Consider the following 25760-nt stretch of genomic DNA (forward strand, 5'->3'; position numbering starts at 1 on the left):
GACTGGATGGTGGACTAGCGTTGGTGGACCAGTTGGTGGACTGCCGGCGCGCCGATCGATAACGAGCAACGATGCCAAAGAAAGCCAAGGAACTCGGGCCGCTGGCCGTCAAGCGACTGACGACCCCGGGAAAACATCCCGTTGGCGGCGTGGCCGGCTTGTATCTCAAAGTCATCAGCGAACATGCGCGCTCATGGGTGCTACGTGTCGCCGTCGCGGGTCAGCGCCGTGAAATTGGCTTGGGCGCATACGCCGAATCCGGCATGGGTGTCGCGGCAGCGCGAGTGAAGGCACTGGCCGTGCGTGAGGATATCGCCCGCGGCGTCGATCCGGTTATGCAGAAGAAAGAGGCCAAAAGCCGTCTGCGTGCGAGCCAGGCGCTCGAAATGACGTTCGAGCAAGCGGCGAAGCGTTTCATCAAAGTGAAAGAGCCGGAATGGCGAAGGGACAGCCGGGAAAGACGAGGAAGAGAAAGGCGACCCGCGATGGTCGGCTTTTTCGCCTATGTCCTAGATGCAAATGGGCGGCTCCTCCTTCAAACGGCATTCGAAATAGAAAGCTAGGGCCACCGATCTAGCTATACCTAAAATGGCATGGTGGGCTGCGAGAACGGAACGTCCACGTAGACGCCACCGGCGGCAGTATGCCTAACGATGATGCCGCCTTCGGCCGCGATTGCATCGGCGCAATCGCCCAGTTCCTCGAAGGTCTTCTGGTCACTCCATGCGCCGTAGTCCTCACCAAGGCGCCGACAAATATCATCCAGACGGGCGAAGTACGGCGCGAACCAATGATCCTCCAGCGCGGCACGGGTGTTCGGCAGGTCGTCCAGTCCAACCCCGGTTCCGGCCATGTTTCCGAGGAAGTAGCAGGCGAACTTCATGAGATTGCCATAAGCACCGTAGACCTCCTCCAAAACACGCGGTGCGTCGGCGTGCCAGCGATACAGGCGTATCGCGTTGTTGGCCGCTTTCCGCGTCTCCTCGAGCGCCAGGAGAAACGTCTCTTCGTAGTCGCGGACCGGATTGCGCCCAATGTCTTTACTAAGGTACGTTGCCGCATATTCGTCCCAGCAGACTTGAATGATTCGCCATCTAAGGGCTTGATATACATCGCTGGCGCTACTCTGAAGCAGCATTCCAGGAAACGCCCTGTCGAAGTGATGTGTCGCGTCGACATGGGCACATTCGTGCGCCAACAAATGCAGCGCAAAATTGAAGTGATCCCCAGAGGGGGAATCCTCCAATCCAATGACATACGCCGCGTTGAGAACGATATGGCTTTTCACCTTGCCTTCTCTCAAAACCGAAGGGGTGATTGCCACGCCAACTACGTTTCCGTCGCTCGGTGCCAATTGACGAGTCGTGGGTATGCCTAGATCAACATCTAACAGCGCCTGTCGGTAGTCGAACGCAATCGTAATTCCATCAAGACTGCTCAGATCGAACAGAGAACTGAGACCGCGAACGTAGGCGCCGATAATTTCTGCGTACCGACTAGCTCTGTCCGCCGTGTCGAATCCCCAGACACTGACAGAAAAACTCTCGGGTGCGGTCTGCGGTGCTATAGGAAACTCATTTGGGGTGTTGTCTTCATTTTCTTCCATAGCTTTTCCGTTTAGCTAGCCACAAGGCACTTTAAGGAGACAGCACAAAGAGATAACGATACTCGACAATTGAACCGGCTCGCGTAGTTGGCGTATCTCGTAAACAACTGCGGCGGCCGATCTGCTAGGTTTACGCCGTCACAAAAACAGAGATCTCCATATGTCTTGGAACACGCTCGAAATTCCGCTGGAGTGCGGCTGGCAATGCGCACTGCATCCCGCCAGCCAGTATCACAGCATGGAGCGGGAACGGCGCAGTCGCCTGTCCTTGGATCGAGACAGCCGCCGCTCGCGAGGCGGGTCGTCGTCGTTCATGAGCGATGACAGGCGCCACGAAGAAGACGACGCGCGCAGGCAGCTTGAACAGGACCGGCGGGACTTTGACAGGTATTTTCGGCCACGCCTTGACCTGCGAACGATCACCGGCGGCCAGGCTCTGTCTGCCATCCAGACCTACGTGCGCGATGCGCTGGGCCTCGCACACTGGAACCTGCCAACCGACAATGCCGGCATTGAGCGCGTTCTCAGGCGAGCCGTCGCGGACGAACGCCTGATGCCGGTGGTCCATCGCGATCGGCACTCCGGGCTGGCCCGTGTGTGCAGCCCCAGCCCGGCACCGCTGCGCTGGCCGGCGTCAGGGGGTGGAGGTGAAACCTACTGGAGTCGCTCACCCAATCTGTTCCCTCCCGGCACCACCTCATTCAACGGCGAGCCGGTCCTGTCCGGCCCGTACGATCCCGCTACCATCGAGGTGAGACGGATAGCCGCGCGCGCCGCGACGACCGGCAGCCGCAGCAGCAGTGGCGGTGGCCTGCTTGGGATAGTGGAGGCCGTGGCCGGCGCGCTTGTCGGCGGCGACACGGATATGGATAAAGATGACGGCGTGGCCGATGGGTTCGCAGAATCGGGCAACGACACCTCGACGCCACTCGGCGACGCGCAGCCTTTCGAGTACACCCCGGATGCCGTGAGCGGTGACGTGGAAGAGCTGGCGGCCAGGACAAACAATCCAAACTACGCGGCAAAAATGCTCGGATACGACCGCGACACGTTTGGCGACATGGTCCATGCGATGAAAGACGACCTCAAGCTGCGAGGCGATGACAATGTCATTTGGCACGATAGTGGGGACGTTGAATTTAGGAAAAACATCATCGGCAATATGCACGACTATGCAAACTGACCTTCATACGATGAACGCACATCAACTCGCACATGCATCATTTTCGATAGCCGGGGATGATTTGGAGCCCGAGGTTTGGACTAGATATTTCGGCGTTCCGCCGGACACGGCGATAGTCAAGGGCAAGCCTTTTATGACTCCGTCGGGGCGCTTGAGCAGGGTGCCAGGGCGTACCGGCGTGTGGGGGGTGAAAAGCAAGGCCGCCATTCGTAGCGACTCGCTAGAACCGCATCTCCGCTATCTCATTGATCGCCTGAATTTGCCGCGAGATGACTTGCGCCAGCTACTCGCAAACAAAGGCGCACAGATGCGTTTCTTCTGCTATTGGGACAACGAGACCGGCGACCGCGTGCCCGACGTTCCGGACGATATCCGCGCGATGATGGAAGCCATGGGCGGCACCATCGAGATTGACGAGTACCGATAGGGCGCGTGCTTTACCTTGCCCTCTCACGCACGCCTGACCGATCACCCCCACACACCGCCAGGTCCCCGGCCGCGCGATTGATAGCAATTGATAGCGCACAAGTACGCCTCACCATGCAGCCTATGATGTAAGAGACACCCTTACGTTAGAGCCGAGCCATGGCGAGCCGGGATGCGCCGGGGGCGACGCGAGTCCCCGACGGCCTTACCTGAGGCACCTGCACTGAGCCGCGCCAGACGTTCTTGGCGCGGCTCTTTCATTGGCCGCACCCAAGGGGTGTAGGCAAAGTCGGAGGCATACCTGCCCGGGACCGACCAGTTCGTCAAATCTTCACGCCCGCGAAAAATGAAAACCAATTTCGCCGACATGAGCCGGTGCACTCAGGCCGGCTCAGGCTGTCCGGACACTGCCTCTATCTCCCGGGCGACATCATCCGGGATCTTGATGCACTTAACTCGGCCGGTTGTGAAGATGATTTCGAGTCGGATGCGCTTCAGTCGCCTCTTGGACAACCGCCCTTCGATGCCAAGCAACTCGCGGATGTGTCGGACATTGATTCGATACGGCACAAGAATCGCGAGGGGCTTCCCATGCCGCAGCCCGACACCGTAAATGTCGCCCTGCTCCTCGTCATCACCGTACCGCTGCCAGCTCATCCAATGTGTCGTCGACGTTCGCGCGATGCGCCAATAAACACGCGAGATGAAGACGTCGCGCTCGCCCACATTGGTCAATTCGAACCGGGCGTCCGATGGATTCGTCGAAGAGAACATCCGATTGCGCACCGTCAACGACACGCGAACTCGCAGCCAATCTCCCCTGCCGGCAAGCCATAGCGAAACAACAACAGCAGCACAAGTGCCGAGGGCGGAAGCGATCTGCGCAATGTCAACCGCGATACTCCATAAATCTTTCGTGCACATGGCTGGGCCTCGTTCTGATACCCGGATTCTATAGAGCGCCGGGCAGCATGCGTGCGTGTTGCACCAAGCCGCGGCGTGGTTCTCTGCGGCCGAACGAGAGGGGTACGGGAAAAGTCCGCGACCAGCGCCGGTATAGACCACACGTTCCCGCACGCGCAGAAAATTTTCCCTTTTCAGGATTTTGTTAAAGCTTTTAACAACCCCGGAAATCGGCGGGAAGGCCAGTCCACCACGCTTTACCGGCGGGCCGGCCTCGCAACGATCTGTCAATGCGATACATTTAGATGTTAATGCTGAATAGAGTGCCCCCGGGGAAGGGGCGGTTGGGTCATCCCTCTTCGGCGCTACGGTGAGCTTGGGCACGAGAAATCATCTCTCTCACAGCTTCGCTCGTATTGATAGGCTGCAATATTATTTCTGGATGGTCGTTAGCAAAAACTCTAAATATTTGGTCCGCAAATGCTTGACCAATCTGCTCGACATTTTTGAAATCGAAAATCACCTTTTTAAATAACTCGACGCGAGCCAATAACCGCTTCGCCTGTGAACGTGAGATTAGCTCATCCATCCCGTATTTCGCTAGATTTACAGGAACAACCGTTTTGTCGAAACCGTAGTCGTCGCCTTCCGTATATTCATCGAAGACTTTTTTTGTTGTTCTCGATGTATGATTATTCAGTTGCATAAAAACACTTGTACCGTTATCAGCCTTGGATCTCTCAAGCAACCAGTCCTCTGGCTTACCCCTTTCATGCCCAAAGTAAAGACCGCCGGAGAGAATCTCAAAAGTATCGAACATCCTCGACGTGAAGAAAATCCCTTCTCCAGAATGATTTCGTGGGTCAGTCGTCAGCTTCCCTTTAGCCAGCTCAAAGATGGCATGCCGCTCATCGAGCAGGTCGAATTCAGTTTGAATTTTCTTAAAAATCCCAATACCATTGTCCGCAATCATTATTTCGGTAGAAAGGGCATTCTTTTTCACCGTTACTAGAATTTCGGTTCCGCCCGAATGGTCAATCGCATTATTGAACATCTCGGTGAAACCGTGATGCCAGATGTTAAGCACATTGTCCGGCAATGGCAGCACTGCCTCTTTTATTGCTGAACTCCAAACCACGTCCTCTTGCAAAGTAGGAGTTAAATGATAAACGAAGGTTTTTGCCACCATAGGAACCATTTTGTAAACGGGCGAGCGAGCGCTGCCCTCTTTTACGATGGTCCCTTGCTCTCGCAGTCTCACGAGATGTTTGTTCACGGCCTGCCGAGTGATACCGAACTTGTTGGCGACGAGGGCTGCTATGTCGCCATTATGGCTTTCTATGTTCGCCAGGATAAAACTACGTACTTGCTCGCCTTTTTCTCTAACTTTGCTGGTCACACGACGCCTCTTTGACAACCTAAGTTAGATTTATTGTCAACCTTATTGATGCGTTCGTCAACCTTATTCACACTGCCGCCCCGGCTTAGGATCGAGATCACACCACTTGGTAACCGTCGGTCGTATGGTGGTCTCTTTGGTGGACTGATAGGAACATCAAGCCTGAAACCCCTTCCAGATATACTAGCTTGGCGGACACCGTCTCCGCCAAGTCATCACGAAACGGGCCAGTTGGCCCGTTTTTCGTTTGTGCCGCGTGCGGTCACGCTGCGACGCAAACACCACGGTCTAAACCAGCGCAGTCGCCTCGATTTCGATCTTGAATCCATAGTGCAGTTGGGGCACCGGCACGACGGCACGCGCAGGCCGTGCTTCACCGGCCCAGCGCGTGTAGATCTGGTTGAAGCTCATCCAGTGTTCGACATCGACGATATAGACGCGCACCTGCACGAGTTGCGCGATGCTGCTGCCGGCGCGCTCGAGAGCGGCCTGCACGTTCGCCAGAACCTGTTCGGCCTGCGCTTCGAACGACGCATCGGCGAGCTTGTCGCCTTGCGCGTTGATCGGCAATTGCCCGGAGACGAACACGAAGCCGTTTGCTATCGCGACGTGGCTGTAATGACCACCTGGTTTTGCAAGCGTAGAGGGATTGTCCGTCTTTGGTAGACGTGTATCCTGCTGGCTATCCGCCATGAATTCACTCCAATGGTGACCAAGCGTCACGCAACACGCGGCCATAGCGAACGGAAGCCGCTGCATTCGCTGCACGAGGTTGCGCGCCACCAACCAACCAACATCCGGCACCGCTCACACGCATCGACCAACGAGTCCCCCACCGCCCCGTCACACGCTGAGCATCTCCAGCTTTTCGCGCGCATCCGCGCAACGGAGATTCAGGTCGCGATGCATCGGTTGACTGTCGAGCAGAGCCGATACATCGGTCAACCCATAATCAAAGCGCAAGACGTATTCGATGTCCGTGTAATCGTGATAAGCGCCGCTGTCGGCCAGCTTCTGCGCTTCGGCGAAAGCCGCATGCTGCCGTTCGCCATTCATCAAGTCTCTGATCGCCATGATTGCCGCTCCGAGGAACAGTGACTCCATCATAGCAATGCAATTTGAAACGCAAGGTCGCGCGCACGCAACACCTGGTGTTTTCCGTAGAGACGCCCGGTTGCGAGCGACGAACGGATGTGTCATGCCGGCGATCTATCGGGTTCGCCTCGGGCAAGGCTCAGGCAAGCTCGGCCGAAACCTCGTGGCAACCGTCACACAACCGCCGCAGGCGCCTTCGTCCCATGCCACCGGACGACCAGCATCCGCCCGACATAACACAACGAACCGGCGACGCCGACCACGATGCCCATGCCTCTCGGTGAACCGTCCTGCCATAGTCCGACCGCGAGGCTCGACAATGCGCCGAGCGCCAGTTGCACCGCGCCGAACACAGCGGCCGCAGCGCCGGCATTCAGCGGATAACGGTGCATCAGATCGGTCGTGCAATTGGCGGCCAGCACACCGACCACGCCCACCACGAAGAACAGACCGAACACGATCGACCACAAGCCGCCCCACCCGGTCAGCGATACGAGACAGACGAACAGCGAAGCCACACAGCTCACGGTCGCCGCCAAGGAGATGATCGGCAGCGAGCCGAGCCGGCCGACCAGACGCGTGTTCAGAAAGTTGCCGAACATGATGCCGACGATATTCAACGCGAACAGGAACCCGTAATGCTGCGCCGACACGTGGAAATACTCGATGTACACGAACGGCGTCGCCGTAATGTAGGCGAACATCGATGCGAACGCCATGCCGCCGCACAGCATGTGCCCCCACGCCACCGGATCGCGCAGCAGCTTGCCGTACGCGCCGAACGATTTCAGCAGCGCCGACTGCGCGCGCTTCTCGCGCGGCCAGGTTTCCGGCACCTTGAAGAAAGCGGTCACCGCGCACACCGCGCCGAACAGCGTCAGCACGACGAACACCACGCGCCAGCCGCCGAGCAGCAGCAGTTGTCCGCCGATCAGCGGCGCGAGCAACGGACCGATCGACGTGACGATCGCGAGCATCGACAGCACGCGGGCGGCATCGGTCGGCCCGTGTGCGTCGCGCGCAATTGCACGCGCGAGCACCGACGCCGCGCCCGCGCCGAGCGCCTGCACGAAGCGGAACATCACCAGCGAGCCGATCGAGAACGACAGCGCGCACGCCACACTCGCCAGCGCATACATGACGATGCCGCCTAGCAGCACCGGCCGCCGTCCATATGTATCAGACAGCGGGCCGTACAGCAGCATGCCGATCGAAAAGCCGAACATGAAACTGGTGAGCGTCGCCTGGGCCGCGCCGGTGCTGATCGCGAAGGCCTGCGCGATGGTGGGCAGGCTCGGCAAATACATGTCGATGGAAATCGGCCCGCACGCGGCAAGCGCACCGAGCAACAGAATCAGCCGGCCATCTGGCCGGCTTCTGGGGACGTGAGACATGGAAATCCGGATGGAGCGCCGCGCCGACATCGGCAGCAGAGCGGGTAGAACGGGATAGCAGCAAGGTATCGGGACCGATTGTACGCGACGGGCTCGGCTTGCGAGTGCCTGGGCTATGCTCGCCGTTCGCGCCCTTCGCGTCGTATCTCGCCGTGTTTAGCCGTGCCTCGCCGGTTTCCACACGCGAATATGGCCGGGCGGCCACTGGGTGGACACCACGCGGCAAGCGCGCCGTCGATCGGTTAAGCTGCCGCCTGACCGTTCGGGCCGCGCCAGAAGCTACGCACGCCCTTCCCCATCCATTCTGCTTCGAGCATGCGATGACCGCCTTCCTGCTGATCTGGAGCCCCAAGAAATGGCCGTGGCCCGAGTTGCCCGACGTTGCGAAACGCGTCGCCGCGGGCGTCGCGGTCAGCGACGTGTGGGGCTGCGGATTTGCGCGCAGCATCCTGCCGGGCGATCGCGTATTCCTGCATCGCGTCGCGCAGCAACCGAAAGGCATCTTCGGCTCGGGTTACGTAACGCGTGCCCCCTATGAAGTCCCCGACCCGGCGACGAAACGCGGCTATCGCCTATGCATCGACTTCGTGTACGACTGGCTCGTCGACGCGCACGAAGCACCGGTGATCCCGCGCGAGATGTTGCGCATGTTTCCGTTCTCCGTGCAGACATGGGACGCGCAGAGCTCGGGCACCGTGATCAAGCCGAGCGCCGAAGGCGCGCTGGAAAAGCGCTGGGCCGAACTCACGGGCAAACGCAAGCCGCCGAAACTCGACACGCCAGCGGGCCCCACGCGTTCGAGCAAAGTCACGGCGCATGCGGCGGCCGCACAACGCGCGGCGCCAAGTCCCGAGGACTCGAAGCCAAAGACGGCAAGCAAGCAGAGACGCGCGCCGGCAAGCCGAACCGCGGCGAAGAAGGCCGTGACGAAACGCGCACAACAAGGTTAAAAGGCGTGCCGCGCGAGCCGCGCCACAAGGACGCTATCGGGCGCGCCGCAAGACCCGTTCACGCCGACTCCGGTACAATTTCTCCACCTATCCCAGCATCGCGCGAATCGCCCACGGGCAGCCTGCGCCGCTGCGCAACCCCAATTCCAGCCATCGCCATGTCCAAAAACGAACTCCTCTTCGAACGCGCGCAACGCACCATTCCTGGCGGCGTGAACTCGCCGGTGCGCGCCTTCCGTTCCGTCGGCGGCACGCCGCGCTTTATCGAGCGCGCGCAAGGCCCCTACTTCTGGGACGCGGACGGCCAGCGCTACACCGACTACATCGGCTCGTGGGGCCCGATGATCCTCGGCCACGTTCACCCGGAAGTGCTCGAAGCAGTGCAGCGCGTGCTGGCCAACGGCTTTTCGTTCGGCGCGCCGACCGAGTCGGAAGTGGAAATCGCCGAAGAGATCTGCAAGCTCGTGCCGTCGATCGAACAGGTCCGCATGGTGTCGAGCGGCACGGAAGCGACCATGAGCGCGCTGCGTCTCGCGCGCGGCTTCACGAACCGCAGCCGCATCGTCAAGTTCGAAGGCTGCTACCACGGTCACGCGGACAGCCTGCTCGTCAAAGCCGGCTCGGGCCTGCTGACCTTCGGCAATCCGACCTCGGCGGGCGTGCCGGTGGATATCGCGAAGCACACCACCGTGCTCGAATACAACAACGTCGCCGAACTCGAAGAAGCGTTCAAGGCGTTCGGCAACGAGATCGCGTCGGTGATCGTCGAGCCGGTCGCGGGCAACATGAATCTCGTGCGCGCCACGCCGGAATTCCTGCAGGCGTTGCGCCGCCTATGCAGTGAATACGGCTCGGTGCTGATCTTCGACGAAGTGATGTGCGGCTTTCGCGTGGCGCTCGGCGGCGCGCAAGAGGTGTACGGCATCACGCCGGACCTCACGTGTCTGGGCAAGGTGATCGGCGGCGGCATGCCGGCGGCGGCCTTCGGCGGACGGCGCGACATCATGGCTCACCTCGCGCCGCTCGGCGGCGTCTATCAGGCGGGCACGCTGTCGGGCAACCCGATCGCGGTTGCCGCCGGCCTGAAGACGCTGCAGCTGATCCAGGCGCCAGGCTTCTACGACACGCTCGCGGCACGCACCGCACGCCTCGTGCAGGGACTCACGCAAGTCGCAGGCGAAGCGAAGGTGCCGTTCGCGGCCGATTCGCTCGGCGGCATGTTCGGCCTCTACTTCACCGAGTCGATCCCGAGCAGCTTCGCCGAAGTCACGAAGAGCGACGTGCCGCGCTTTAACGCGTTCTTTCACAAGATGCTCGACGCGGGCGTGTACTTCGCGCCGTCGGCGTATGAGGCGGGCTTCGTGTCGATCGCTCACGACGATGCGATCATCGACGCCACGATCGACGCGGCGCGCGGCGCCTTTGCGTCGCTCGCGGCCTGAGGCCCGCGCGGCTTCGAAGCAGCAAAGACCGCCGAAACCGAAACACGATATAGCCTAGCCACCGTACCCGACCGGATCCCGATGTTTTCGCAAACCGACTTCGTCCATATGGAACGCGCGCTCGCGTTGGCCAGGCGCGGCATGTACACCACCGATCCGAATCCGCGCGTGGGTTGCGTGCTCGTCAAGAACGGCGAGGTGATCGGCGAAGGCTTCACGCAACCTGCCGGCCAGGACCACGCGGAGATTCGCGCGTTGAAGGACGCGCGTTCGCGCGGCCACGATCTGCGCGGCGCCACCGCTTACGTGACGCTCGAACCGTGCAGCCACTTCGGCCGCACGCCGCCGTGCGTGAACGCGCTCATCGACGCGCAGGTCGCGCGCGTGGTCGCGGCAATGGAAGACCCGAATCCGCAAGTGTCCGGACGCGGTCTCGCGATGCTGCGCGACGCCGGCATCGAAGTGCGTTGCGGGCTGCTTGCGAACGAAGCGCATGAACTGAACATCGGCTTCGTGTCGCGCATGACGCGCGGCCGCCCGTGGGTCCGCATGAAAGTGGCGGCCTCGCTGGATGGCCGCACCGGCTTGCCGTCGGGCATCAGCCAATGGATCACCGGCGAAGCGGCGCGCGCCGACGGTCATGCGTGGCGTGCCCGCGCATCGGCGATTCTGACCGGCATCGGCACCGTCAGGGAAGACGACCCGCGCATGACGGTACGCGCGGTCGACACGCCACGTCAGCCACAACGCGTGCTGATCGACAGTCAGCTCGACGTGCCGCCGGACGCACAGATTCTGGCCGGCGCACCCACCCTGATCTTCTGCGGCAATCTCGATCAGCGCCATGCCGATCGGGCGGCCGCGTTACGCGATCGCGGCGCCGAGATCATCCCGTTGGCGAACGCGGCCGGCAAGGTCGATCTGCCGCGCCTGCTGAAAGTGCTCGGCGAGCGCAACGTCAACGAGTTGCACGTCGAGGCAGGCTACAAGCTGAACGGCTCGCTGCTGCGCGAGGGCTGTGTCGACGAACTGCTCGTCTATCTCGCGCCGAGTCTGCTCGGCATGGATTCGATGAGCATGTTCAACCTCGGCGCGCCCGAATCGCTCGACGGCCGTGTCAAACTGAATTTCCACGCGGTCGACCGGATCGGCGACGATCTGCGGATTCTCGCGCGCATCGCGCCGCAGACCTCAGGCGAAACCGGCACGACTCCCGCGCCTCCCTCCGTTTCGAAATGACCAAGGATTAGCACGATGTTCACAGGAATCGTCGCGGCAGTGGGCCGCATCGAATCAGTCAAACCGCTGGGCACGGACGGCGACGCGGGCGTGCGCCTGAACGTCGAAGCCGGCGGCCTCGACCTCGGCGACGTGCAGCTCGGCGACAGCATCACGATCCAGGGCGCCTGCATGACCGTGGTCGCGAAGACCGCACATTCGTTCGAAGTCGACGTGTCGCGCGAAAGCCTGAACTGCACGGCCGGCCTCGGCGAAATCGGCGAAGTCAATCTGGAGAAGGCGCTGCGCGCGCACGACCGGCTCGGCGGCCATATCGTCTCCGGCCACGTGGACGGCCTCGGCACGGTCACGCATTTTGCGCCGGTCGGCGAATCGCACGAACTGCGCGTGCTGGCGCCGCGCGAGATCGGCCGCTATCTGGCGTACAAAGGCTCCATCACTGTCAACGGCGTGAGCCTGACCGTCAACTCGGTTAAAGATCGCGACGACGGTTGCGAGTTCTCGATCAACCTGATTCCGCACACGGTTGAAGTAACCGCGCTCAAGCGTTTGCGCGAAGGCACGCAGGTGAATCTGGAAATCGATCTGATTGCGCGCTACGTCGAGCGCATGCTGAACGCGCCGAAATAACGTACCCGCGCCGGGCCAAGGCCCGGCCGCGCATGGGCTGGCAGCGGCGCCCCGCCGCTTTCAGCCGCTTCATGCGTGCATCGTTTCGACGAGCATAGCAACGCCCTGGGGGCCGTCGCCAGTCGGCCAAACGGCCTATGCCATCCGGCGGAGGCGACTTGGACTCGCGCGTGGCGTAAAATACGCGCTTTCCCGAAAATCTCGCCAACATGACGCTCGCCTCCACTCCAGAGATCATCGCCGAACTGAAAGCCGGCCGGATGGTGATCCTCGTCGACGAAGAAGACCGCGAAAATGAGGGCGACCTTGTGGTCGCCGCCGAGTTCGTCACGCCGGAAGCGATCAATTTCATGGCCCGCTACGGCCGCGGCCTGATCTGCCTGACGCTCACGCAGGAGCGCTGCAAGCTGCTGAACCTGCCGCTGATGACCTACCGCAACGGCACGCAGTACGGCACGGCGTTCACGGTCAGCATCGAAGCGGCCGAAGGCGTGACCACCGGCATTTCGGCGGCCGACCGCGCCCGCACGATCGCCGCGGCGGTCGCGCCGGACGCCAAAGCCGAGCACATCGTTCAGCCGGGCCACATCTTCCCGATCATGGCCCAGCCTGGTGGCGTGCTGGTGCGCGCCGGCCATACCGAGGCGGGTTGCGACTTCACCGCGCTGGCGGGCCTCACGCCGGCCGCGGTGATCTGCGAAGTCATCAAGGACGACGGCACGATGGCGCGCCTGCCGGACCTGATGGAGTTCGCGAAAGAGCACGATCTGAAAATCGGCACGATCGCGGATCTGATCCACTACCGCAGCCGCACGGAGTCGATCGTCGAGCGTATTTGCGAACGCACCATGCAGACCGCACACGGCGCGTTTCGCGCGGTCATGTATCTCGATCAGCCGAGCGGCCAGCCGCATATCGCGCTGGTGCGCGGCACGCCGAACCCGGACAAGGACACGCTGGTGCGGGTGCACGAGCCGCTGTCGGTACTGGATCTGCTCGAAGTCGGCGAATCCACGCACTCGTGGACGCTAGACGCGGCGATGAAAGAGATCGCCGAACGCGACCTCGGCGTGGTCGTGCTGCTGAACTGCGGCGACTCGAAAGACCATCTGATCGACGTGTTCAAGGCGTTCGACTCGAAGGAAAAAGCCAACGCGCTCAAGCGCCGACCGGTCGATTTCAAGACGTACGGCATCGGCGCGCAGATTCTGCGCGAGCTCGGTGTCGGCAAGATGCAGGTGCTGTCGAACCCGCGCAAGCTGGGCAGCATGTCGGGTTACGGTCTCGAAGTCACGGGGTTCGTTCCGATGCCGGGCAGCGCCGCGCAGGCTCCGCAAGGCTGATCCGACCATTCACGCGCTTAGCGCCCACTCAAAACACTACGGAATTCACATGGAAATCGGACAATACCAACCGAATCTCGACGGCGACGGACTGCGCATCGGCATCGTTCAGGCGCGCTTTAACGAACCCGTCTGCAACGGTCTCGCGGACTCCTGCATCGAAGAACTGGAACGCCTCGGCGTGACCGGCGAAGACGTGCTGCTCGTCACCGTGCCGGGCGCACTGGAAATCCCGCTGGCGCTGCAAAAGCTCGCGGAAAGCGCGCAGTTCGACGCACTGATCGCGCTCGGCGCGGTGATTCGCGGCGAAACGTACCACTTCGAACTGGTGTCGAACGAAAGCGGCGCGGGCATCACGCGCATCGGTCTGGACTTCGGCATTCCGGTTGCGAACGCCGTGCTGACCACTGAGAACGACGAACAGGCCGTCGCCCGCATGACCGAGAAGGGTCGTGACGCGGCGCGCGTGGCCGTCGAAATGGCGAATCTCGCCGTCGCGCTCGAACAACTCGGCGGCGACGACGAAGAAGAAGACGAAGAAGAGGAAGAGGCATGAAGAGCGCACGCCGACGCTCCCGCGAACTGGCCACGCAGGGGCTTTATCAGTGGCTGCTGTCGGGTTCGCCCGCCGGCGAGATCGACGCGCAACTGCGCGGCGCGCAAGGCTTCGACAAGGCAGACCACGAGCATCTGGACGCGATCCTGCATGGCGTGATGCGCGATTCGGAAGCGCTCTCCGCCGCCATCGCGCCGTGTCTGGACCGTCCCATCGAGCAGCTCTCGCCCGTCGAGCGCGCGGTGCTGCTGGTTGCCGCGTTCGAGTTGAAGAATCACGTCGATATTCCCTATCGCGTGGTCATCAACGAAGCAGTTGAACTGGCCAAGACGTTCGGTGGCTCCGACGGCTACAAGTACGTGAACGGCGTGCTGGACAAGCTCTCGGCGCAACTGCGCGCTGACGAAACACAGGCGGCTCGCAAGCATTGAGTATGAGGTGCAAGACGCCGGCCACGCCGGTGCCTCGCGCCTCGCCTGACAAAGCCGAACTGTTTGCGGGGACGCCGTTTCGCGCGTGATGAATGCGCCGGACGCCGTCCCGCTTTTGCTTCTGAACTGGATTTGATTGTATGAACTCCGTGACCGAACCTTTGGTGCGGCTTGCTGCGCGTGTCGACGCCATCCAGCCTTTCTACGTGATGGAACTGGCCAAGGAGGCAGCGCTTCTCGAGCGCGACGGACGCGACATCATTCACATGGGAATCGGCGAGCCCGATTTCACCGCGCCCGAGCCGGTCATCGAAGCGGCGGCCAATGCGCTTCGCCGTGGCGTCACGCAATACACCAATGCGCTCGGCCTGCACGCGCTGCGCGAAGCGATTTCGGCGCATTACGGCGAGGTCTACGGCGTCAGCGTCGATCCGGCGCGGATCGTCATCACCGCCGGCGCCTCCGCCGCGTTGCTGCTGGCCTGCGCGGCGCTGGTCGATCGCGACGACGAAGTGCTGATGCCCGATCCGTGCTATCCGTGCAACCGTCATTTCGTGATCGCCGCCGAAGGCAAGCCAGTGATGGTGCCGAGCGGCCCGGCCGAACGCTTCCAGTTGACCGCCGCCGATGTCGAGCGCCTGTGGAATGAGCGCACCCGCGGCGTGCTGCTCGCGTCGCCGTCGAATCCGACCGGCACGTCGATCGAACCGGCCGAACTCGAACGCATCGTCAAGTCCGTACGGGCGCGTGGCGGATTCACCATCGTCGACGAGATTTACCAGGGCTTGAGCTACGACGCCAAGCCGGTGTCGGCGCTCTCGCTCGGCGACGACGTGATTACCGTCAATAGCTTCTCGAAGTATTTCAACATGACCGGCTGGCGGCTTGGCTGGCTGGTGGTGCCGCCCGGCATGGTGGGCGCTTTCGAAAAGCTCGCGCAGAACCTGTTCATCTGCGCGTCGGCGCTCGCCCAGCACGCGGCGCTTGCCTGCTTCGAGCCGGAAACGATCGCCGTCTATGAAGCGCGGCGCCTCGAGTTCAAGCGCCGCCGCGACTTCATCGCGCCGGCGCTGAAGTCGCTGGGCTTCTCGGTCCCGGTGATGCCGGACGGCGCCTTTTATGTGTATGCCGATTGCCGCACCGTCTCGCATCCGGCTGCCGGCGACAGCGCGGCGCTCACCAAAGCCATGCTGCACGACGCGGGCGTGGTGCTGGTGCCGGGCATGGACTTCGGCACGCACGCGCCGAAGGAGTACATCCGGTTGTCGTATGCCACGGCCTATCCGAAGCTGGAGGAGGCGGTCGAGCGGTTAACGAAGCTCTTCGGGCGGCACTGAAAGTGCTGCGGGCGGGATCTGCCGCGCTCGGAATTTTCCGCGCTGGACCTGCCAAGTACCTCTGCGCCATCACACGCCTGACGCGCCGACCACCAGCGCGCCGCGCCCCTCCTGATCCTCCAGACGCAAAAAAAGGACACCTGGGTGTCCTTTTTTCATCACCGCTGCTGATGCATCACATTGCCGACAGCTACGTCGGCATGGTGCCGCCCAGCTTCAGGCGCCCAACTCCGAAGCCGATGCCACGTGCTTCGTGTTGGCATCGTCCTGCTCAGGAGCCGCCGGTGCCGTCACCGGACTCGCCGCGCTCAGCTGATGGGCGCCCTGAAGCGTCACCTGCACCCGCTTGCCGCCGCTGGCCGCCGCATTGGTGGTGGTCGACGCGGTCAGTACCGGAGCCTGCGGCGCGTTGATCGGCACCTTGCGGCCCCGCGCCACGTCGCGCAGACGGCCACGCTCGGCCATCACCTTGGCGCCGTAGCCGCCGTCGTCCTGCGAGGTCGAGCCGACGTAAAGACGCAAGCCGCCCGGCAGCGAACCACCGCGGGCGATGCAATCCTTCAACACCAGCGCGCCCACCTTGATGTTCGCGACCGGTTCGAGGGCCGCGCTCTCGCCGCCAAAATACTGGAACTTGTCCGAATGTACTTTGGACATCACCTGCATCAGGCCTTGCGCGCCCACGCCGCTCTCGGCGTACGGGTTGAAGCCCGATTCGATCGCCATCACCGACAGCAGCAGGAGCGGATCGAGACCGACTTCGCGGCCGGTGTCGAAGGCTGCCTTCACCAACTCGCTGACAGGCTCCTGAGCGACGCGATAACGCCGCGCCAGGTATGACGCGACCAGATCCTGCTCGCGGCTCGAGATCAGCACGCGATCGTCACGCGCATCGGCGGACACGCGTTGCGACGGGATCATGCGCGCGAGCGCGGTGACGCTCTGCATGGTGCGCGGATCGAGCCCGTTCAGCGCCGCGACGCCCATACCGGTCGAGCCGGAGCCGTCGAAAGCGCCGTCGAAGCTGGTATTGCTCACGGTAAGGCTGGTGCCGCCGCTGTTTGCACCGTTGTTCGTTTCGGCACCGTTCGTCGAGTTGGCCGACAGCGTGTCGTCGGAAGACGCAGCCACGTTGCCAGGCGGCCCAAAGGACGGCAGCGGATTGCCCTGCAGCAGACGGGCGGGACCCGCTTGCACGGCCGCGGAGATGACCGGCATCAACCGCGCGGCGAGCGTGCCGCGCCAGGCCGGCATCAGCCACAGCGCGACTGCCAGCACGACAGCAGCACCGCCGACAATGCTGAACAGATAATGACTCATTCGCGTCCCGCGACGCAGCACACCACGCACAACTTGCGCGATACGCTCATCGGGACGCCACGATAACCAGGCGTTCATTCAGATCTCCCATGTTGCATGATCCGCGAACCCCGCCCAATGAAGATGGCGGTACCACACGTTCGCAGAGTCAAGACATCGCGTGCTCTGTCTGGTTAGGGCAGCAGCGACGTCGGGAAAACGGCAAATACCGTTTGTGGGGTGCCATCTCGAAAAAAATGGCAAACGCGATGCCAAGAAGGCAGGCGTTGGCTCCCACGCGAAAAACCAGCGTCAATCGGCGCTGGCGAGGACTTCAAAAGCCGGCAAAACCGTGCAGGGAATCGGTAAGCGGTGACGCGTTGCGTCAGTGGGACCGGGGGCAGTGGTAAAAAGGTTCACGCCCTGCAACCAATGTGGACGGATTCTATGCAGGGTTTTATAGATCGTCAACACTATAGAATAGCAAATGTATAACTATTTGTAATAATGAACAGTGTTCAGTCCGCCAGGAGCCGCACGGGACGCGCCTTTTAGACGCGCCGAACTCATCTGTTCGGACTACGTCGTTCGGTCGATCTACGTGCGCTAGCCAACGCAGGTAAAATCGACAATTCGTTCCGGCACCCTGCAGCCCGCCGCGCCCTTCTCTTTTGCCGCTGATGCGGCCCTGACCGCACCCGATGAAATACAAAGACCTGCGCGACTTCGTCGGCCGTCTCGAAACGATTGGCGAACTGCGCCGCATCTCGCAAAACGTTTCGCCCAACCTGGAAATGACCGAGGTATGCGACCGCGTGCTGCGCGCCGGTGGCCCCGCGTTGCTGTTCGAGAGCAAGGAGCGGCATGCGTTCCCGGTGCTCGGCAACCTGTTTGGCACGCCGCGCCGGGTCGCGCTCGGCATGGGGATTGACGCGCAAGCCGGCGAAGGCGACGGCGCGGCGCTGGAGTCGCTGCGCGACGTTGGCCGGCTGCTCTCGGCACTGAAGGAGCCGGAGCCGCCGAAGGGCCTCAAGGACGCGGGCAAGCTGCTCTCGCTCGCCAAGGCGGTGTGGGATATGGCGCCGAAGACGGTGAGCGCGCCGCCCTGCCAGGAAATCGTCTGGGAGGGCAATGACGTGGACCTCGCCAGACTGCCGATCCAGACGTGCTGGCCAGGCGACGCCGGTCCGCTGATCACGTGGGGCCTGACCGTCACGAAAGGTCCCAACAAGAGCCGGCAGAATTTAGGCATCTATCGCCAGCAACTGATCGGCCGTAACAAGCTGATCATGCGCTGGCTCGCGCATCGCGGCGGCGCGCTCGATTTCCGCGAATTCGCGCTGCAGAACCCCGGCAAGCCGTATCCGGTGGCCGTGGTGCTGGGCGCCGACCCGGCGACCATCCTCGGCGCGGTCACGCCGGTGCCCGACACCCTGTCCGAATACCAGTTCGCAGGTCTGCTGCGCGGCGGGCGTACCGAACTGGCTAAGTGCCTCACCCCGGGCGTCGACGGCCTGCAGGTGCCCGCGCGCGCCGAGATCGTGCTCGAAGGCTTCATCTATCCGCAAGAGGGCACGCCCTCGCCCGCTCCCGCAGGCGCGCCGCCGCGTCCGGCGAAGGGCGCGTCGGCGGCGTACGAGCACGCGCTCGAAGGCCCGTACGGCGACCATACCGGCTATTACAACGAACAGGAGTGGTTCCCGGTGTTCATGGTCGAGCGCATCACGATGCGGCGCGACGCCATCTATCACTCCACCTACACCGGCAAACCGCCCGACGAGCCGGCCGTGCTCGGCGTCGCGCTCAATGAAGTGTTCGTGCCGCTGCTGCAGAAGCAGTTCACCGAAATCACCGACTTCTATCTGCCGCCCGAAGGCTGCAGCTACCGCATGGCGATCGTGCAGATGAAGAAGAGCTACCCTGGCCACGCGAAGCGCGTGATGTTCGGCGTGTGGAGCTTCCTGCGCCAGTTCATGTATACGAAATTCATCGTGGTGGTGGACGAGGACGTCAATATCCGCGACTGGAAAGAGGTGATCTGGGCGATCACCACGCGTATCGATCCGGCGCGCGACACGGTGCTGGTCGATCGCACGCCGATCGACTATCTGGATTTCGCGTCGCCCGTCGCGGGCCTCGGCTCGAAGATGGGACTCGACGCGACCAACAAATGGCCCGGCGAAACCGACCGCGAATGGGGCCGCCCGATCGTCATGGACGACGCGGTCAAACAGCGCGTGGACAGCTTGTGGAACGAGTTGGGCCTGTAAGGCGAGCCGTACGACAAGACCAATAACAAAGCAGATGGAGCAGTTGCTCGGATGCACGCCTTTTCTATGATGTCGGACGGGTTTTTCCTGTCGTTGTCGCTGTGCCTGGATATCGGCCTCGTGAATGTCGCGATCATTTCGCTGACGCTGTCGCACGGTTTCAAGCCGGGGTTCTGGCTCGGCCTCGGCTCATGTGTCGGCGATCTGATTTACGCGGCGCTCGCGCTCGCGGGCATGGCCGCGCTGCTGCAGTTCGAATCGGTGCGCTGGGTGGTATGGATCGGCGGCGCGGCGGTCCTGCTGTTTCTCACGTGGAAAATGGCGCGCGAGGCAATGTTCCCGGCAACGGCGCCGGCGGTAGCGGGCGAAGGCGGCGCCGCGGCGCCGCATCTGTTGCCATGGCGCGGGTTTTTGCGCGGCGTGCTGCTGGCGGTGTCGTCGCCGTCGGCAATTCTATGGTTCGCGGCGGTCGGCGGGGCGTTAATCGCAAAAGCGGGCGCCACCAGTCCCACAACCGCACTGATCTTCCTTGGCGGCTTTTTCCTCGGCGGGCTGTGCTGGACGATCTTCATCTGCGGGCTCGGTAGTCATGGCCGCAAGCGCGCCGGCGCCGGTCTGCTGCGCGCTTGCCATGTGCTGTCCGCGCTGCTGTTCGCGTATTTTTCGTACAGCGTGATCGTCAACGGGTATCACGATCTGATCGTGCAAAGCACGCACGTCGCGAGCTGATGAAGAAACGGCTTGCGCTGGCAAGCCGTCGTCGTTAATCCGATTCGAACCGATCGTTCAGGCGAGATACTCCGCGAGCTTCGGCAAATCGACGTTGCCGCCGCTCACCACCACGCCGACCCGCTTGCCCTTCACCGGCACGATGCCGTTGTACACCGCCGCCGCGGCGAGGCAACCCGTCGGCTCGACCACCATCTTCATGCGCTGCGCGAAAAAGCGCATCGTCTCGATCAACTGCGCGTCGCTGACGGTTTCGATCCGCGCCACGTGCTTGCGGATGATCGCGAACGTGTAGTCGCCGAGATGCGTGGAGGCGGCGCCGTCGGCGATCGTGCGCGGCGTGTCGATATGCACGATTTCGCCGCGCGCGAGCGACCGCTGGCCGTCGTTGCCCGCCTCCGGTTCCACGCCGATTATCGTGCACGTCGGGCTCAGCTGAACCGCCGACAAAGTGCTGCCGCCGAGCAAGCCGCCGCCGCCGAGGCATACGAAGAGCAGGTCGAGCGGGCCGGTTTCGTCGAGCAACTCTTTCACCGCGGTGCCCTGCCCGGCAATCACATGCGGGTGGTCGTACGGCGGAATCAGCGTCATGCCGCGCTCCTCGGCAAGCCGCCGGCCGATCTCCTCGCGGTTCTCCTTGTAGCGGTCGTAGGTGATCACTTCACCGCCGTAGCCCCTGGTCGCCGCTACTTTGGCGGCGGGAGCGTCGTGCGGCATGATGATCGTCGCGCGGATGCCGGCGAGGCGCGCCGACAGCGAGATTGCCTGCGCGTGATTGCCCGACGAATATGTCAGCACCCCCGCCTTGCGCTGTTCCGCGTCGAAATGCGAAATCGCGTTATAGGCGCCGCGAAACTTGAACGCCCCCGCGCGCTGAAAATTTTCACACTTGAAGAACACCGACGCGCCCGTGCGCTCGTTGAACGTGCTCGATGTCAGGACCGGGGTGCGGTGGGCGACGCCTTCAAGACGCGCTGCGGCGTCGAGTACGTCGTCGAAAGTGGGAGCGGGAAGCGCTTGCATCGGCGAAACTCTCCTGGGCGTTGGCGAAACAGCCATTCTCCCAGCTTCGCGAATGCTTTGGAACGCCAATGCCGCTGGCGCGGGGGCATCAGACAAAAACGGCGTAACCCGGCGATCAAGCCGGCGTTACGCCGTCGTCAGTCCTCAAGGAGGCATACCGCGTTTAGCGGCGATAATAGCCGTGGCCGTGATAACCGTGCCCGTAATAACCGTGATAGTAGCCGTGGCGATAATAAGGGCGGCCATAGCCCCCGTAGTAGCCACCTACCACGACGGGCGCCGGCGCGTACACGACGGGCGGTGCATACACGGGCGGCGGCGGTGCGTAGTAAACGGGCGGCGGCGCGGCATACACCGGATAAGCCGGCGCGAGCGGAACCCCAATCCCGATACCCACGGAAACGTGCGCCTCAGCAGCACCGGCGAGTCCAAGGCCGAGCCCTGCGGCAACAACGAACGGAACGATCTTTTTCACTTTGTTCTCCTAGCGCGGCCTGATAAGGTCGCCGACTTGGCATGCCTTGCATGCTATTGGAACAATTTATCGAAAAAGGCCGCGTACTTCTGTTCGCATTTGTTGCAAATTGCAATTCGTCGCAATAGGTTGTGGTTTGCGCGGGCGCGCCGAGCCTCGCCGCAGCATCGTGGCGAGCCGAGAATCAAGGGTTTGAGGAGTTTCAGGGATACGCCTATCGTCATTTTACGACACCGGCGTTTTTCGAGTTCGCGTTTCAGTAATGTTTGATTACAAATTAGCTTCAATCCTGACGGCGCAATCGAGCTGCGCCATAAAAAATGCCCGGCGAATACGCCGGGCATTTCTCGCCTGTGAGCGTCGCCGTTTAGCCGACTTTCACATAGGCAAATTCACGAGACACGCTGGGCGGGACATATGCGCCGCTGATGCGCACACGCGGCGTCAGGCGCTTTTTCTGGTCCCACCAGCGGCGGCGCTGTGCAGGTGTCAGGAACCGCAAGTGCTTCCGGTAAGAAAAAATGCTCATCGTCGACCTCCCGAATCTGACTGCGAAACGAAGTACCCAGAGACAGCGACTACCAAACTGACGTATCACGCGAATCGCGAATGGCGAGCAGTTTTCGAACCCGCCGTGGCGCGGTCGGATGACCGGCTGCAGGCGGCAGATCGTGCGCAAGCCGCTCGGAGGAAAGTCGGTGCCAGATCAGTCTGCTGGCAGCCGAATGCGCGATACTTCTGCTTTCCGTTCAAATGTCCCGTCTGGAGCAGGCAACCATGTCCCACTTCCCTCTGCCGCGCCTCGGGTTTATCGGTGCGGGCCGGCTCGCGCGTTGTCTTGCGCTGAGCTTTTCACGCGCCGGCTATCCGGTCACGGCGGTGGCGAGCCGCTCGGCGAGCTCGGCCGCCAGGCTTGCCAGTCAAATCGAGCATTGCACGGCATCGGACGACCCACAGCATGTTGTCGACGCCGCCGATATCGTCTTTTTAGCCGTTCCCGACGACAGCATCGGTACGTCAGCGCACACACTGCGTTTCGGCCCGGACGCTGCCCAGTCCGGCAAGGCGTTGGTGCACTGCAGCGGCGCGACGCCGGTGGATCTGCTGGCACCGGCGCGCGGCCAGGGCGCGGCGATCGGCGGATTTCATCCACTGTACCTCTTTAGCGGGGACCTCGCCGATCTCGAGCGGATCGCCGGCTGCTCGGTGACGATCGAGGCCAACGGCGCGCTGAAGGACACGCTCACAGCGCTGGCCATCGCGCTGCGCTGCCATCCGCTGTCGATTCCGCCGGGCGGCCGCATGCTGTATCACGCCGCTGCGCACTACGCGGCCAGCTTCGCGCTGTGCAGCCTCGCCGAATGCGTCGCGCTGTGGCGCACACTGGGTTTCGCCGAAGACGACGCGCTGCGCGCGCTGCTGCCGATGCTCGCCGGGACCATCGAAACCGCCCGCGACAAAGGGTTGCCTAACGCGCTCGCCGGCCCGGTGTCGCGCGGCGATACCGGGGTCGTGGCGAAGCAGTTGGCGCTGCTCGAAGACCTCGGCGGCGACCACGCCGCGCTGTACGGTTTGCTGTCCCGGCGCGCGGTCGGACTCGCCAAGCGCCGCGCGAGCCCGCCCGCGGCGATCGAGGCAATCGCCGCGGCGGTGGAAGAATCGCTGAACCGGTCGCTGAATCAGGCCGCAGCAGGTGCAAGCGTCAAGTAAGGCGTGATAATGTGACGTCCGGCGCAGCACGCAATCCGCCAGCGCCGCGCTTCGGGACCAACAGACGAGAACGCACAATGATCAAGGTCAGCATCCTCTATCCGTATCGGGAAAACGGCCACTTCGATGTGGACTATTACAGCGTCACGCATATGCCGCTCGCGGCGAAGCTGTTCGGGCCGTCGCTGAAGGGCTGGTCGGTCGACGTCGGCATCAACGCCGGGCCGCCGGGAACGCCGCCGCCTTATGTGGCCGCGGGCCACTTCCTGTTCGACAGCGCGGACGACTTCTACAAAGTCTTCAAGCCGGCCGCGGAGCAACTGACGGCCGACATTCCCAATTACACCGACGGCGGCAACGGCACGATCCTGATCAGCGAGATCAAGATTTCCGTGTGATGTCGAGCAGACAGACAGCGGTGAAACGGTGGCGTGTCATCATGCTTGCCGGGGCATCCGGTCTGAAGCCGCGTCACCGAATCCACGCGCGAAACGCGCATGCAATCCCAATGAACCGCCGGCGCGCACTGAACGGTCGACGCCGGCACTCCGCGACCGCTCGACGGCCGCCATCCGAAGCATAAGGACACGAGATGTTTGGCGATATCGCCCGTTTTCTGCTCAATACCGTCTTCACGCTGTTCGGCGCGGCGCTGCTGCTGCGCGCCTGGCTGCAGGTCGTGCGCATGCCGCCCTACAACCCGGTGACGAACGCCGTGCTGCAGGCCACCAACTGGATCGTGCTACCGCTGCGGCGCATTTTGCCGAGTACGCGCAGCATCGACTGGGCGAGCCTCGTCGCGGCGCTGATCGCTGCGATCGTGTACGTCGTGCTGATGGTGGTCCTCACCGGCGCCGATCCACTCACGCTCGTGCCGACGCTGCTGATCGTCGCCGTGCTGACCGTCATCAAGTGGGCGCTGAATCTGATCATCTGGATGACGATCCTGATGGCACTGCTGTCCTGGCTCAACCCGCGCTCGCCGGCCATGCCGATTCTGTATCAGCTGACCGCGCCGTTCCTGAATCCGCTGCGCCGGGTGATTCCGCAACTGGGCGGAATCGATCTGTCGCCAATCCTGTTGTTCGTGATCGTGCAGGTGTTGTTGATGGTGGTCACCCGCGCCGCCGTTCAACTCACCTACTTCGTCATCTGAAGACGCCCAGCGTTGGCGGGAAAGCGTGGCGTGATTTGCGCTGAACGCCCTTTCCCGAGTAGAATTGTGCGCTCTGCGGGCGTCGTATAATGGTAATACCCTAGCTTCCCAAGCTAGAGCCGTGGGTTCGATTCCCATCGCCCGCTCCACCTTCCGCTGAGCCTTCAGCAAAATACCGCACGAGCCGCCTCCATGAAGGCGGCTTTTTTGTAGTGGCGGCGGCCCGGCATAGCGAGTCGCAAAACACGGCGCTCCGCCAACCGCGCACACGTTTCGCGGCCTGCGCCCGCGCGGACAGGCACGCTGCGCGAGCCGCGAAGCCCTCACCCTTGTAGCAGCATCGACGATGATCCACGATCCAAACGACACCGGCCTGCCGGACGAACTCCCGACGCCCCCGAGCGCTGTCGAAGGCCAATCCGCCAGCGACGACTCGCCGCAAGACGAGGCGCTGCATCGGCGCCGTATCCGCAGCTTTGTCACGCGCGCCGGCCGCGTGTCGACCGGGCAGCGCCGCGCGATGGACGAACTCGGCCCGCGCTTCGTGCTGCCCTTCACGCCGCACCAGCCCGACTGGACGAGCGTGTTCGGCCGCACCGCGCCGCGTGTGCTGGAGATCGGTTTCGGGATGGGCGCGACTACTGCGGAAATCGCCTTGCATCGTCCCGAGGACGACTTCCTCGGCGTCGAAGTGCACGAACCGGGCGTCGGCGCGCTGCTGAAGCTGATGGGCGAGCAGTCGCTGTCGAATATCCGCATCATTCAGCACGACGCGGTCGAAGTGCTCGAACAGATGATCGCGCCGGACAGCCTCGACGGCGTGCACATCTTTTTCCCGGACCCCTGGCACAAGGCGCGCCACCACAAGCGCCGGCTGATCCAGCCGAAGTTCGTCGCACTGCTCGTGTCGCGCCTGAAACCGGGCGCCTATCTGCATTGCGCGACCGACTGGCAGAACTATGCCGAACAGATGCTCGAAGTGCTCGGCGCCGAACCGGCGCTGGAGAACACGGCTGACGACTATGCGCCGCGCCCGGCGTATCGTCCGGTGACGAAGTTCGAGCGGCGCGGGCTGCGGCTCGGTCATGGCGTGTGGGATCTGGTGTTCCGCAAACGCAACGCCGGGTAAAGGCTCGCGCCGGCAAGCCGCCTGCAGGTTGTGAC

The 25760-nt window shown here is 62.6% G+C and carries 27 protein-coding genes and 1 tRNA gene; 18 read left to right on the forward strand and 10 right to left on the reverse strand.

Annotated elements, in window-relative coordinates; genetic code table 11:
• Positions 1 to 71 precede the first annotated feature (71 nt).
• Positions 72 to 563 (forward strand): Arm DNA-binding domain-containing protein, encoded by a 492-nt coding sequence (locus tag B0G69_RS02225; RefSeq protein WP_121315459.1) that lies wholly within the window; start codon positions 72 to 74, stop codon positions 561 to 563.
• Positions 564 to 583: 20 nt separating this feature from the next.
• Here the strand turns inward: B0G69_RS02225 and B0G69_RS02230 are convergent, their stop codons facing one another.
• Positions 584 to 1606, reverse strand: coding sequence for a hypothetical protein (locus tag B0G69_RS02230; RefSeq protein WP_121315460.1), 1023 nt, complete (start codon positions 1604 to 1606; stop codon positions 584 to 586).
• Positions 1607 to 1766: 160 nt separating this feature from the next.
• Here B0G69_RS02230 and B0G69_RS41705 point away from each other — a divergent pair, with 160 nt between their 5' ends.
• Both B0G69_RS41705 and B0G69_RS02240 read left to right on the forward strand, forming a co-directional pair.
• Entirely contained in the window at positions 1767 to 2789 is a 1023-nt protein-coding gene (locus B0G69_RS41705) for a hypothetical protein (protein WP_121315461.1), read from the forward strand.
• 10 nt (positions 2790 to 2799) lie between these two features.
• On the forward strand, positions 2800 to 3216 hold the full coding sequence (locus B0G69_RS02240) for a DUF4279 domain-containing protein (protein WP_121319033.1): 417 nt from the start codon (positions 2800 to 2802) through the stop codon (positions 3214 to 3216).
• Positions 3217 to 3596: 380 nt separating this feature from the next.
• On the opposite strand, the gene B0G69_RS02245 is transcribed toward B0G69_RS02240, so the two are convergent.
• From B0G69_RS02245 to B0G69_RS02265, 5 genes are all read right to left on the reverse strand, one after another.
• Positions 3597 to 4139, reverse strand: a complete 543-nt coding sequence (locus B0G69_RS02245; RefSeq protein ID WP_121315462.1) for a hypothetical protein — start codon at positions 4137 to 4139, stop codon at positions 3597 to 3599.
• 328 nt (positions 4140 to 4467) lie between these two features.
• Positions 4468 to 5517, reverse strand: a complete 1050-nt coding sequence (locus B0G69_RS02250) for a DUF4325 domain-containing protein (protein WP_121315463.1) — start codon at positions 5515 to 5517, stop codon at positions 4468 to 4470.
• 288 nt (positions 5518 to 5805) lie between these two features.
• Complete coding sequence (locus B0G69_RS02255) at positions 5806 to 6210, reverse strand: RidA family protein (protein WP_121315464.1); 405 nt, start codon at positions 6208 to 6210, stop codon at positions 5806 to 5808.
• Positions 6211 to 6360: 150 nt separating this feature from the next.
• The gene (locus B0G69_RS02260) at positions 6361 to 6591 is read right to left on the reverse strand and encodes a hypothetical protein (RefSeq protein WP_121315465.1); all 231 of its coding nucleotides are present in this window, start codon (positions 6589 to 6591) and stop codon (positions 6361 to 6363) included.
• 194 nt (positions 6592 to 6785) lie between these two features.
• Positions 6786 to 8006, reverse strand: a complete 1221-nt coding sequence (locus tag B0G69_RS02265) for a Bcr/CflA family multidrug efflux MFS transporter (RefSeq protein ID WP_121315466.1) — start codon at positions 8004 to 8006, stop codon at positions 6786 to 6788.
• 320 nt (positions 8007 to 8326) lie between these two features.
• Here B0G69_RS02265 and B0G69_RS02270 point away from each other — a divergent pair, with 320 nt between their 5' ends.
• From B0G69_RS02270 to B0G69_RS02305, 8 genes are all read left to right on the forward strand, one after another.
• A complete protein-coding gene (locus B0G69_RS02270; protein ID WP_121315467.1) occupies positions 8327 to 8956 on the forward strand; it encodes a hypothetical protein in 630 nt (209 codons plus the stop codon).
• 158 nt (positions 8957 to 9114) lie between these two features.
• Complete coding sequence (hemL, locus tag B0G69_RS02275) at positions 9115 to 10398, forward strand: glutamate-1-semialdehyde 2,1-aminomutase (protein WP_121315468.1); 1284 nt, start codon at positions 9115 to 9117, stop codon at positions 10396 to 10398.
• Between the two features lie 81 nt (positions 10399 to 10479).
• Positions 10480 to 11637 carry a bifunctional diaminohydroxyphosphoribosylaminopyrimidine deaminase/5-amino-6-(5-phosphoribosylamino)uracil reductase RibD gene (ribD, locus tag B0G69_RS02280; RefSeq protein WP_121315469.1) on the forward strand — a complete coding sequence of 386 codons (1158 nt, stop codon included), beginning with the start codon at positions 10480 to 10482 and terminating at the stop codon, positions 11635 to 11637.
• A gap of 15 nt (positions 11638 to 11652) precedes the next feature.
• Positions 11653 to 12267: a riboflavin synthase gene (locus B0G69_RS02285; protein ID WP_121315470.1), complete on the forward strand. Its 615-nt coding sequence runs from the start codon at positions 11653 to 11655 to the stop codon at positions 12265 to 12267.
• Positions 12268 to 12476: 209 nt separating this feature from the next.
• On the forward strand, positions 12477 to 13610 hold the full coding sequence (ribBA, locus tag B0G69_RS02290; RefSeq protein WP_121315471.1) for a bifunctional 3,4-dihydroxy-2-butanone-4-phosphate synthase/GTP cyclohydrolase II: 1134 nt from the start codon (positions 12477 to 12479) through the stop codon (positions 13608 to 13610).
• 49 nt (positions 13611 to 13659) lie between these two features.
• Complete coding sequence (gene ribH, locus B0G69_RS02295) at positions 13660 to 14166, forward strand: 6,7-dimethyl-8-ribityllumazine synthase (RefSeq protein WP_006050161.1); 507 nt, start codon at positions 13660 to 13662, stop codon at positions 14164 to 14166.
• Positions 14163 to 14597: a transcription antitermination factor NusB gene (gene nusB / locus B0G69_RS02300; RefSeq protein WP_121315472.1), complete on the forward strand. Its 435-nt coding sequence runs from the start codon at positions 14163 to 14165 to the stop codon at positions 14595 to 14597. The genes ribH and nusB overlap by 4 nt, the downstream gene beginning before the upstream one ends.
• A gap of 140 nt (positions 14598 to 14737) precedes the next feature.
• The gene (locus tag B0G69_RS02305; protein ID WP_121315473.1) at positions 14738 to 15934 is read left to right on the forward strand and encodes a pyridoxal phosphate-dependent aminotransferase; all 1197 of its coding nucleotides are present in this window, start codon (positions 14738 to 14740) and stop codon (positions 15932 to 15934) included.
• A gap of 216 nt (positions 15935 to 16150) precedes the next feature.
• Here B0G69_RS02305 and B0G69_RS02310 read toward each other — a convergent pair whose 3' ends face one another.
• Positions 16151 to 17332, reverse strand: coding sequence for a lytic transglycosylase domain-containing protein (locus tag B0G69_RS02310; protein ID WP_121315474.1), 1182 nt, complete (start codon positions 17330 to 17332; stop codon positions 16151 to 16153).
• A gap of 602 nt (positions 17333 to 17934) precedes the next feature.
• Between B0G69_RS02310 and B0G69_RS02315 the strand changes: the two genes are divergently transcribed.
• Both B0G69_RS02315 and B0G69_RS02320 read left to right on the forward strand, forming a co-directional pair.
• Positions 17935 to 19503 carry a UbiD family decarboxylase gene (locus B0G69_RS02315; RefSeq protein ID WP_121315475.1) on the forward strand — a complete coding sequence of 523 codons (1569 nt, stop codon included), beginning with the start codon at positions 17935 to 17937 and terminating at the stop codon, positions 19501 to 19503.
• Positions 19504 to 19554: 51 nt separating this feature from the next.
• Complete coding sequence (locus tag B0G69_RS02320; protein ID WP_121315476.1) at positions 19555 to 20232, forward strand: LysE family transporter; 678 nt, start codon at positions 19555 to 19557, stop codon at positions 20230 to 20232.
• Positions 20233 to 20289: 57 nt separating this feature from the next.
• On the opposite strand, the gene B0G69_RS02325 is transcribed toward B0G69_RS02320, so the two are convergent.
• The 3 genes from B0G69_RS02325 to B0G69_RS41320 all read right to left on the reverse strand — a co-directional run bounded on the left by B0G69_RS02325 (position 20290) and on the right by B0G69_RS41320 (position 22259).
• Complete coding sequence (locus B0G69_RS02325; protein ID WP_121315477.1) at positions 20290 to 21255, reverse strand: threo-3-hydroxy-L-aspartate ammonia-lyase; 966 nt, start codon at positions 21253 to 21255, stop codon at positions 20290 to 20292.
• Between the two features lie 163 nt (positions 21256 to 21418).
• On the reverse strand, positions 21419 to 21730 hold the full coding sequence (locus B0G69_RS02330) for a hypothetical protein (protein ID WP_121315478.1): 312 nt from the start codon (positions 21728 to 21730) through the stop codon (positions 21419 to 21421).
• A gap of 367 nt (positions 21731 to 22097) precedes the next feature.
• A complete protein-coding gene (locus tag B0G69_RS41320) occupies positions 22098 to 22259 on the reverse strand; it encodes a hypothetical protein (protein WP_199731134.1) in 162 nt (53 codons plus the stop codon).
• Between the two features lie 248 nt (positions 22260 to 22507).
• Between B0G69_RS41320 and B0G69_RS02335 the strand changes: the two genes are divergently transcribed.
• The 5 genes from B0G69_RS02335 to trmB all read left to right on the forward strand — a co-directional run bounded on the left by B0G69_RS02335 (position 22508) and on the right by trmB (position 25725).
• A complete protein-coding gene (locus B0G69_RS02335) occupies positions 22508 to 23440 on the forward strand; it encodes a DUF2520 domain-containing protein (RefSeq protein WP_121315479.1) in 933 nt (310 codons plus the stop codon).
• Between the two features lie 77 nt (positions 23441 to 23517).
• Entirely contained in the window at positions 23518 to 23838 is a 321-nt protein-coding gene (locus tag B0G69_RS02340; protein WP_121315480.1) for an EthD family reductase, read from the forward strand.
• 194 nt (positions 23839 to 24032) lie between these two features.
• Positions 24033 to 24596: a YggT family protein gene (locus B0G69_RS02345; RefSeq protein ID WP_121315481.1), complete on the forward strand. Its 564-nt coding sequence runs from the start codon at positions 24033 to 24035 to the stop codon at positions 24594 to 24596.
• 75 nt (positions 24597 to 24671) lie between these two features.
• Positions 24672 to 24745 (forward strand) — tRNA-Gly (locus tag B0G69_RS02350).
• 197 nt (positions 24746 to 24942) lie between these two features.
• On the forward strand, positions 24943 to 25725 hold the full coding sequence (gene trmB / locus B0G69_RS02355) for a tRNA (guanosine(46)-N7)-methyltransferase TrmB (RefSeq protein ID WP_121315482.1): 783 nt from the start codon (positions 24943 to 24945) through the stop codon (positions 25723 to 25725).
• The last annotated feature ends 35 nt before the right edge of the window (positions 25726 to 25760 follow it).

Origin of the sequence: Paraburkholderia sp. RAU2J, assembly GCF_003634845.1 — a bacterium.
In the GTDB taxonomy this organism is placed as follows: Bacteria; Pseudomonadota; Gammaproteobacteria; order Burkholderiales; family Burkholderiaceae; genus Paraburkholderia; species Paraburkholderia fynbosensis.

Coding starts and splice junctions, on each gene's coding strand:
- ribD (WP_121315469.1), top strand. CDS start 10,480: ATGTTTTCGCAAACCGACTTCGTCCATATGGAACGCGCGCTCGCGTTG.
- B0G69_RS41705 (WP_121315461.1), top strand. CDS start 1,767: ATGTCTTGGAACACGCTCGAAATTCCGCTGGAGTGCGGCTGGCAATGC.
- B0G69_RS02270 (WP_121315467.1), top strand. CDS start 8,327: ATGACCGCCTTCCTGCTGATCTGGAGCCCCAAGAAATGGCCGTGGCCC.
- B0G69_RS02345 (WP_121315481.1), top strand. CDS start 24,033: ATGTTTGGCGATATCGCCCGTTTTCTGCTCAATACCGTCTTCACGCTG.
- trmB (WP_121315482.1), top strand. CDS start 24,943: ATGATCCACGATCCAAACGACACCGGCCTGCCGGACGAACTCCCGACG.
- B0G69_RS02255 (WP_121315464.1), bottom strand. CDS start 6,210: ATGGCGGATAGCCAGCAGGATACACGTCTACCAAAGACGGACAATCCC.
- B0G69_RS02305 (WP_121315473.1), top strand. CDS start 14,738: ATGAACTCCGTGACCGAACCTTTGGTGCGGCTTGCTGCGCGTGTCGAC.
- B0G69_RS02315 (WP_121315475.1), top strand. CDS start 17,935: ATGAAATACAAAGACCTGCGCGACTTCGTCGGCCGTCTCGAAACGATT.
- nusB (WP_121315472.1), top strand. CDS start 14,163: ATGAAGAGCGCACGCCGACGCTCCCGCGAACTGGCCACGCAGGGGCTT.
- ribH (WP_006050161.1), top strand. CDS start 13,660: ATGGAAATCGGACAATACCAACCGAATCTCGACGGCGACGGACTGCGC.
- B0G69_RS02265 (WP_121315466.1), bottom strand. CDS start 8,006: ATGTCTCACGTCCCCAGAAGCCGGCCAGATGGCCGGCTGATTCTGTTG.
- B0G69_RS02320 (WP_121315476.1), top strand. CDS start 19,555: ATGCACGCCTTTTCTATGATGTCGGACGGGTTTTTCCTGTCGTTGTCG.
- B0G69_RS02310 (WP_121315474.1), bottom strand. CDS start 17,332: ATGAACGCCTGGTTATCGTGGCGTCCCGATGAGCGTATCGCGCAAGTT.
- B0G69_RS02260 (WP_121315465.1), bottom strand. CDS start 6,591: ATGGCGATCAGAGACTTGATGAATGGCGAACGGCAGCATGCGGCTTTC.
- B0G69_RS41320 (WP_199731134.1), bottom strand. CDS start 22,259: ATGAGCATTTTTTCTTACCGGAAGCACTTGCGGTTCCTGACACCTGCA.
- B0G69_RS02245 (WP_121315462.1), bottom strand. CDS start 4,139: ATGTGCACGAAAGATTTATGGAGTATCGCGGTTGACATTGCGCAGATC.
- ribBA (WP_121315471.1), top strand. CDS start 12,477: ATGACGCTCGCCTCCACTCCAGAGATCATCGCCGAACTGAAAGCCGGC.
- B0G69_RS02230 (WP_121315460.1), bottom strand. CDS start 1,606: ATGGAAGAAAATGAAGACAACACCCCAAATGAGTTTCCTATAGCACCG.
- B0G69_RS02285 (WP_121315470.1), top strand. CDS start 11,653: ATGTTCACAGGAATCGTCGCGGCAGTGGGCCGCATCGAATCAGTCAAA.
- B0G69_RS02325 (WP_121315477.1), bottom strand. CDS start 21,255: ATGCAAGCGCTTCCCGCTCCCACTTTCGACGACGTACTCGACGCCGCA.
- B0G69_RS02335 (WP_121315479.1), top strand. CDS start 22,508: ATGTCCCACTTCCCTCTGCCGCGCCTCGGGTTTATCGGTGCGGGCCGG.
- hemL (WP_121315468.1), top strand. CDS start 9,115: ATGTCCAAAAACGAACTCCTCTTCGAACGCGCGCAACGCACCATTCCT.
- B0G69_RS02340 (WP_121315480.1), top strand. CDS start 23,518: ATGATCAAGGTCAGCATCCTCTATCCGTATCGGGAAAACGGCCACTTC.
- B0G69_RS02240 (WP_121319033.1), top strand. CDS start 2,800: ATGAACGCACATCAACTCGCACATGCATCATTTTCGATAGCCGGGGAT.
- B0G69_RS02225 (WP_121315459.1), top strand. CDS start 72: ATGCCAAAGAAAGCCAAGGAACTCGGGCCGCTGGCCGTCAAGCGACTG.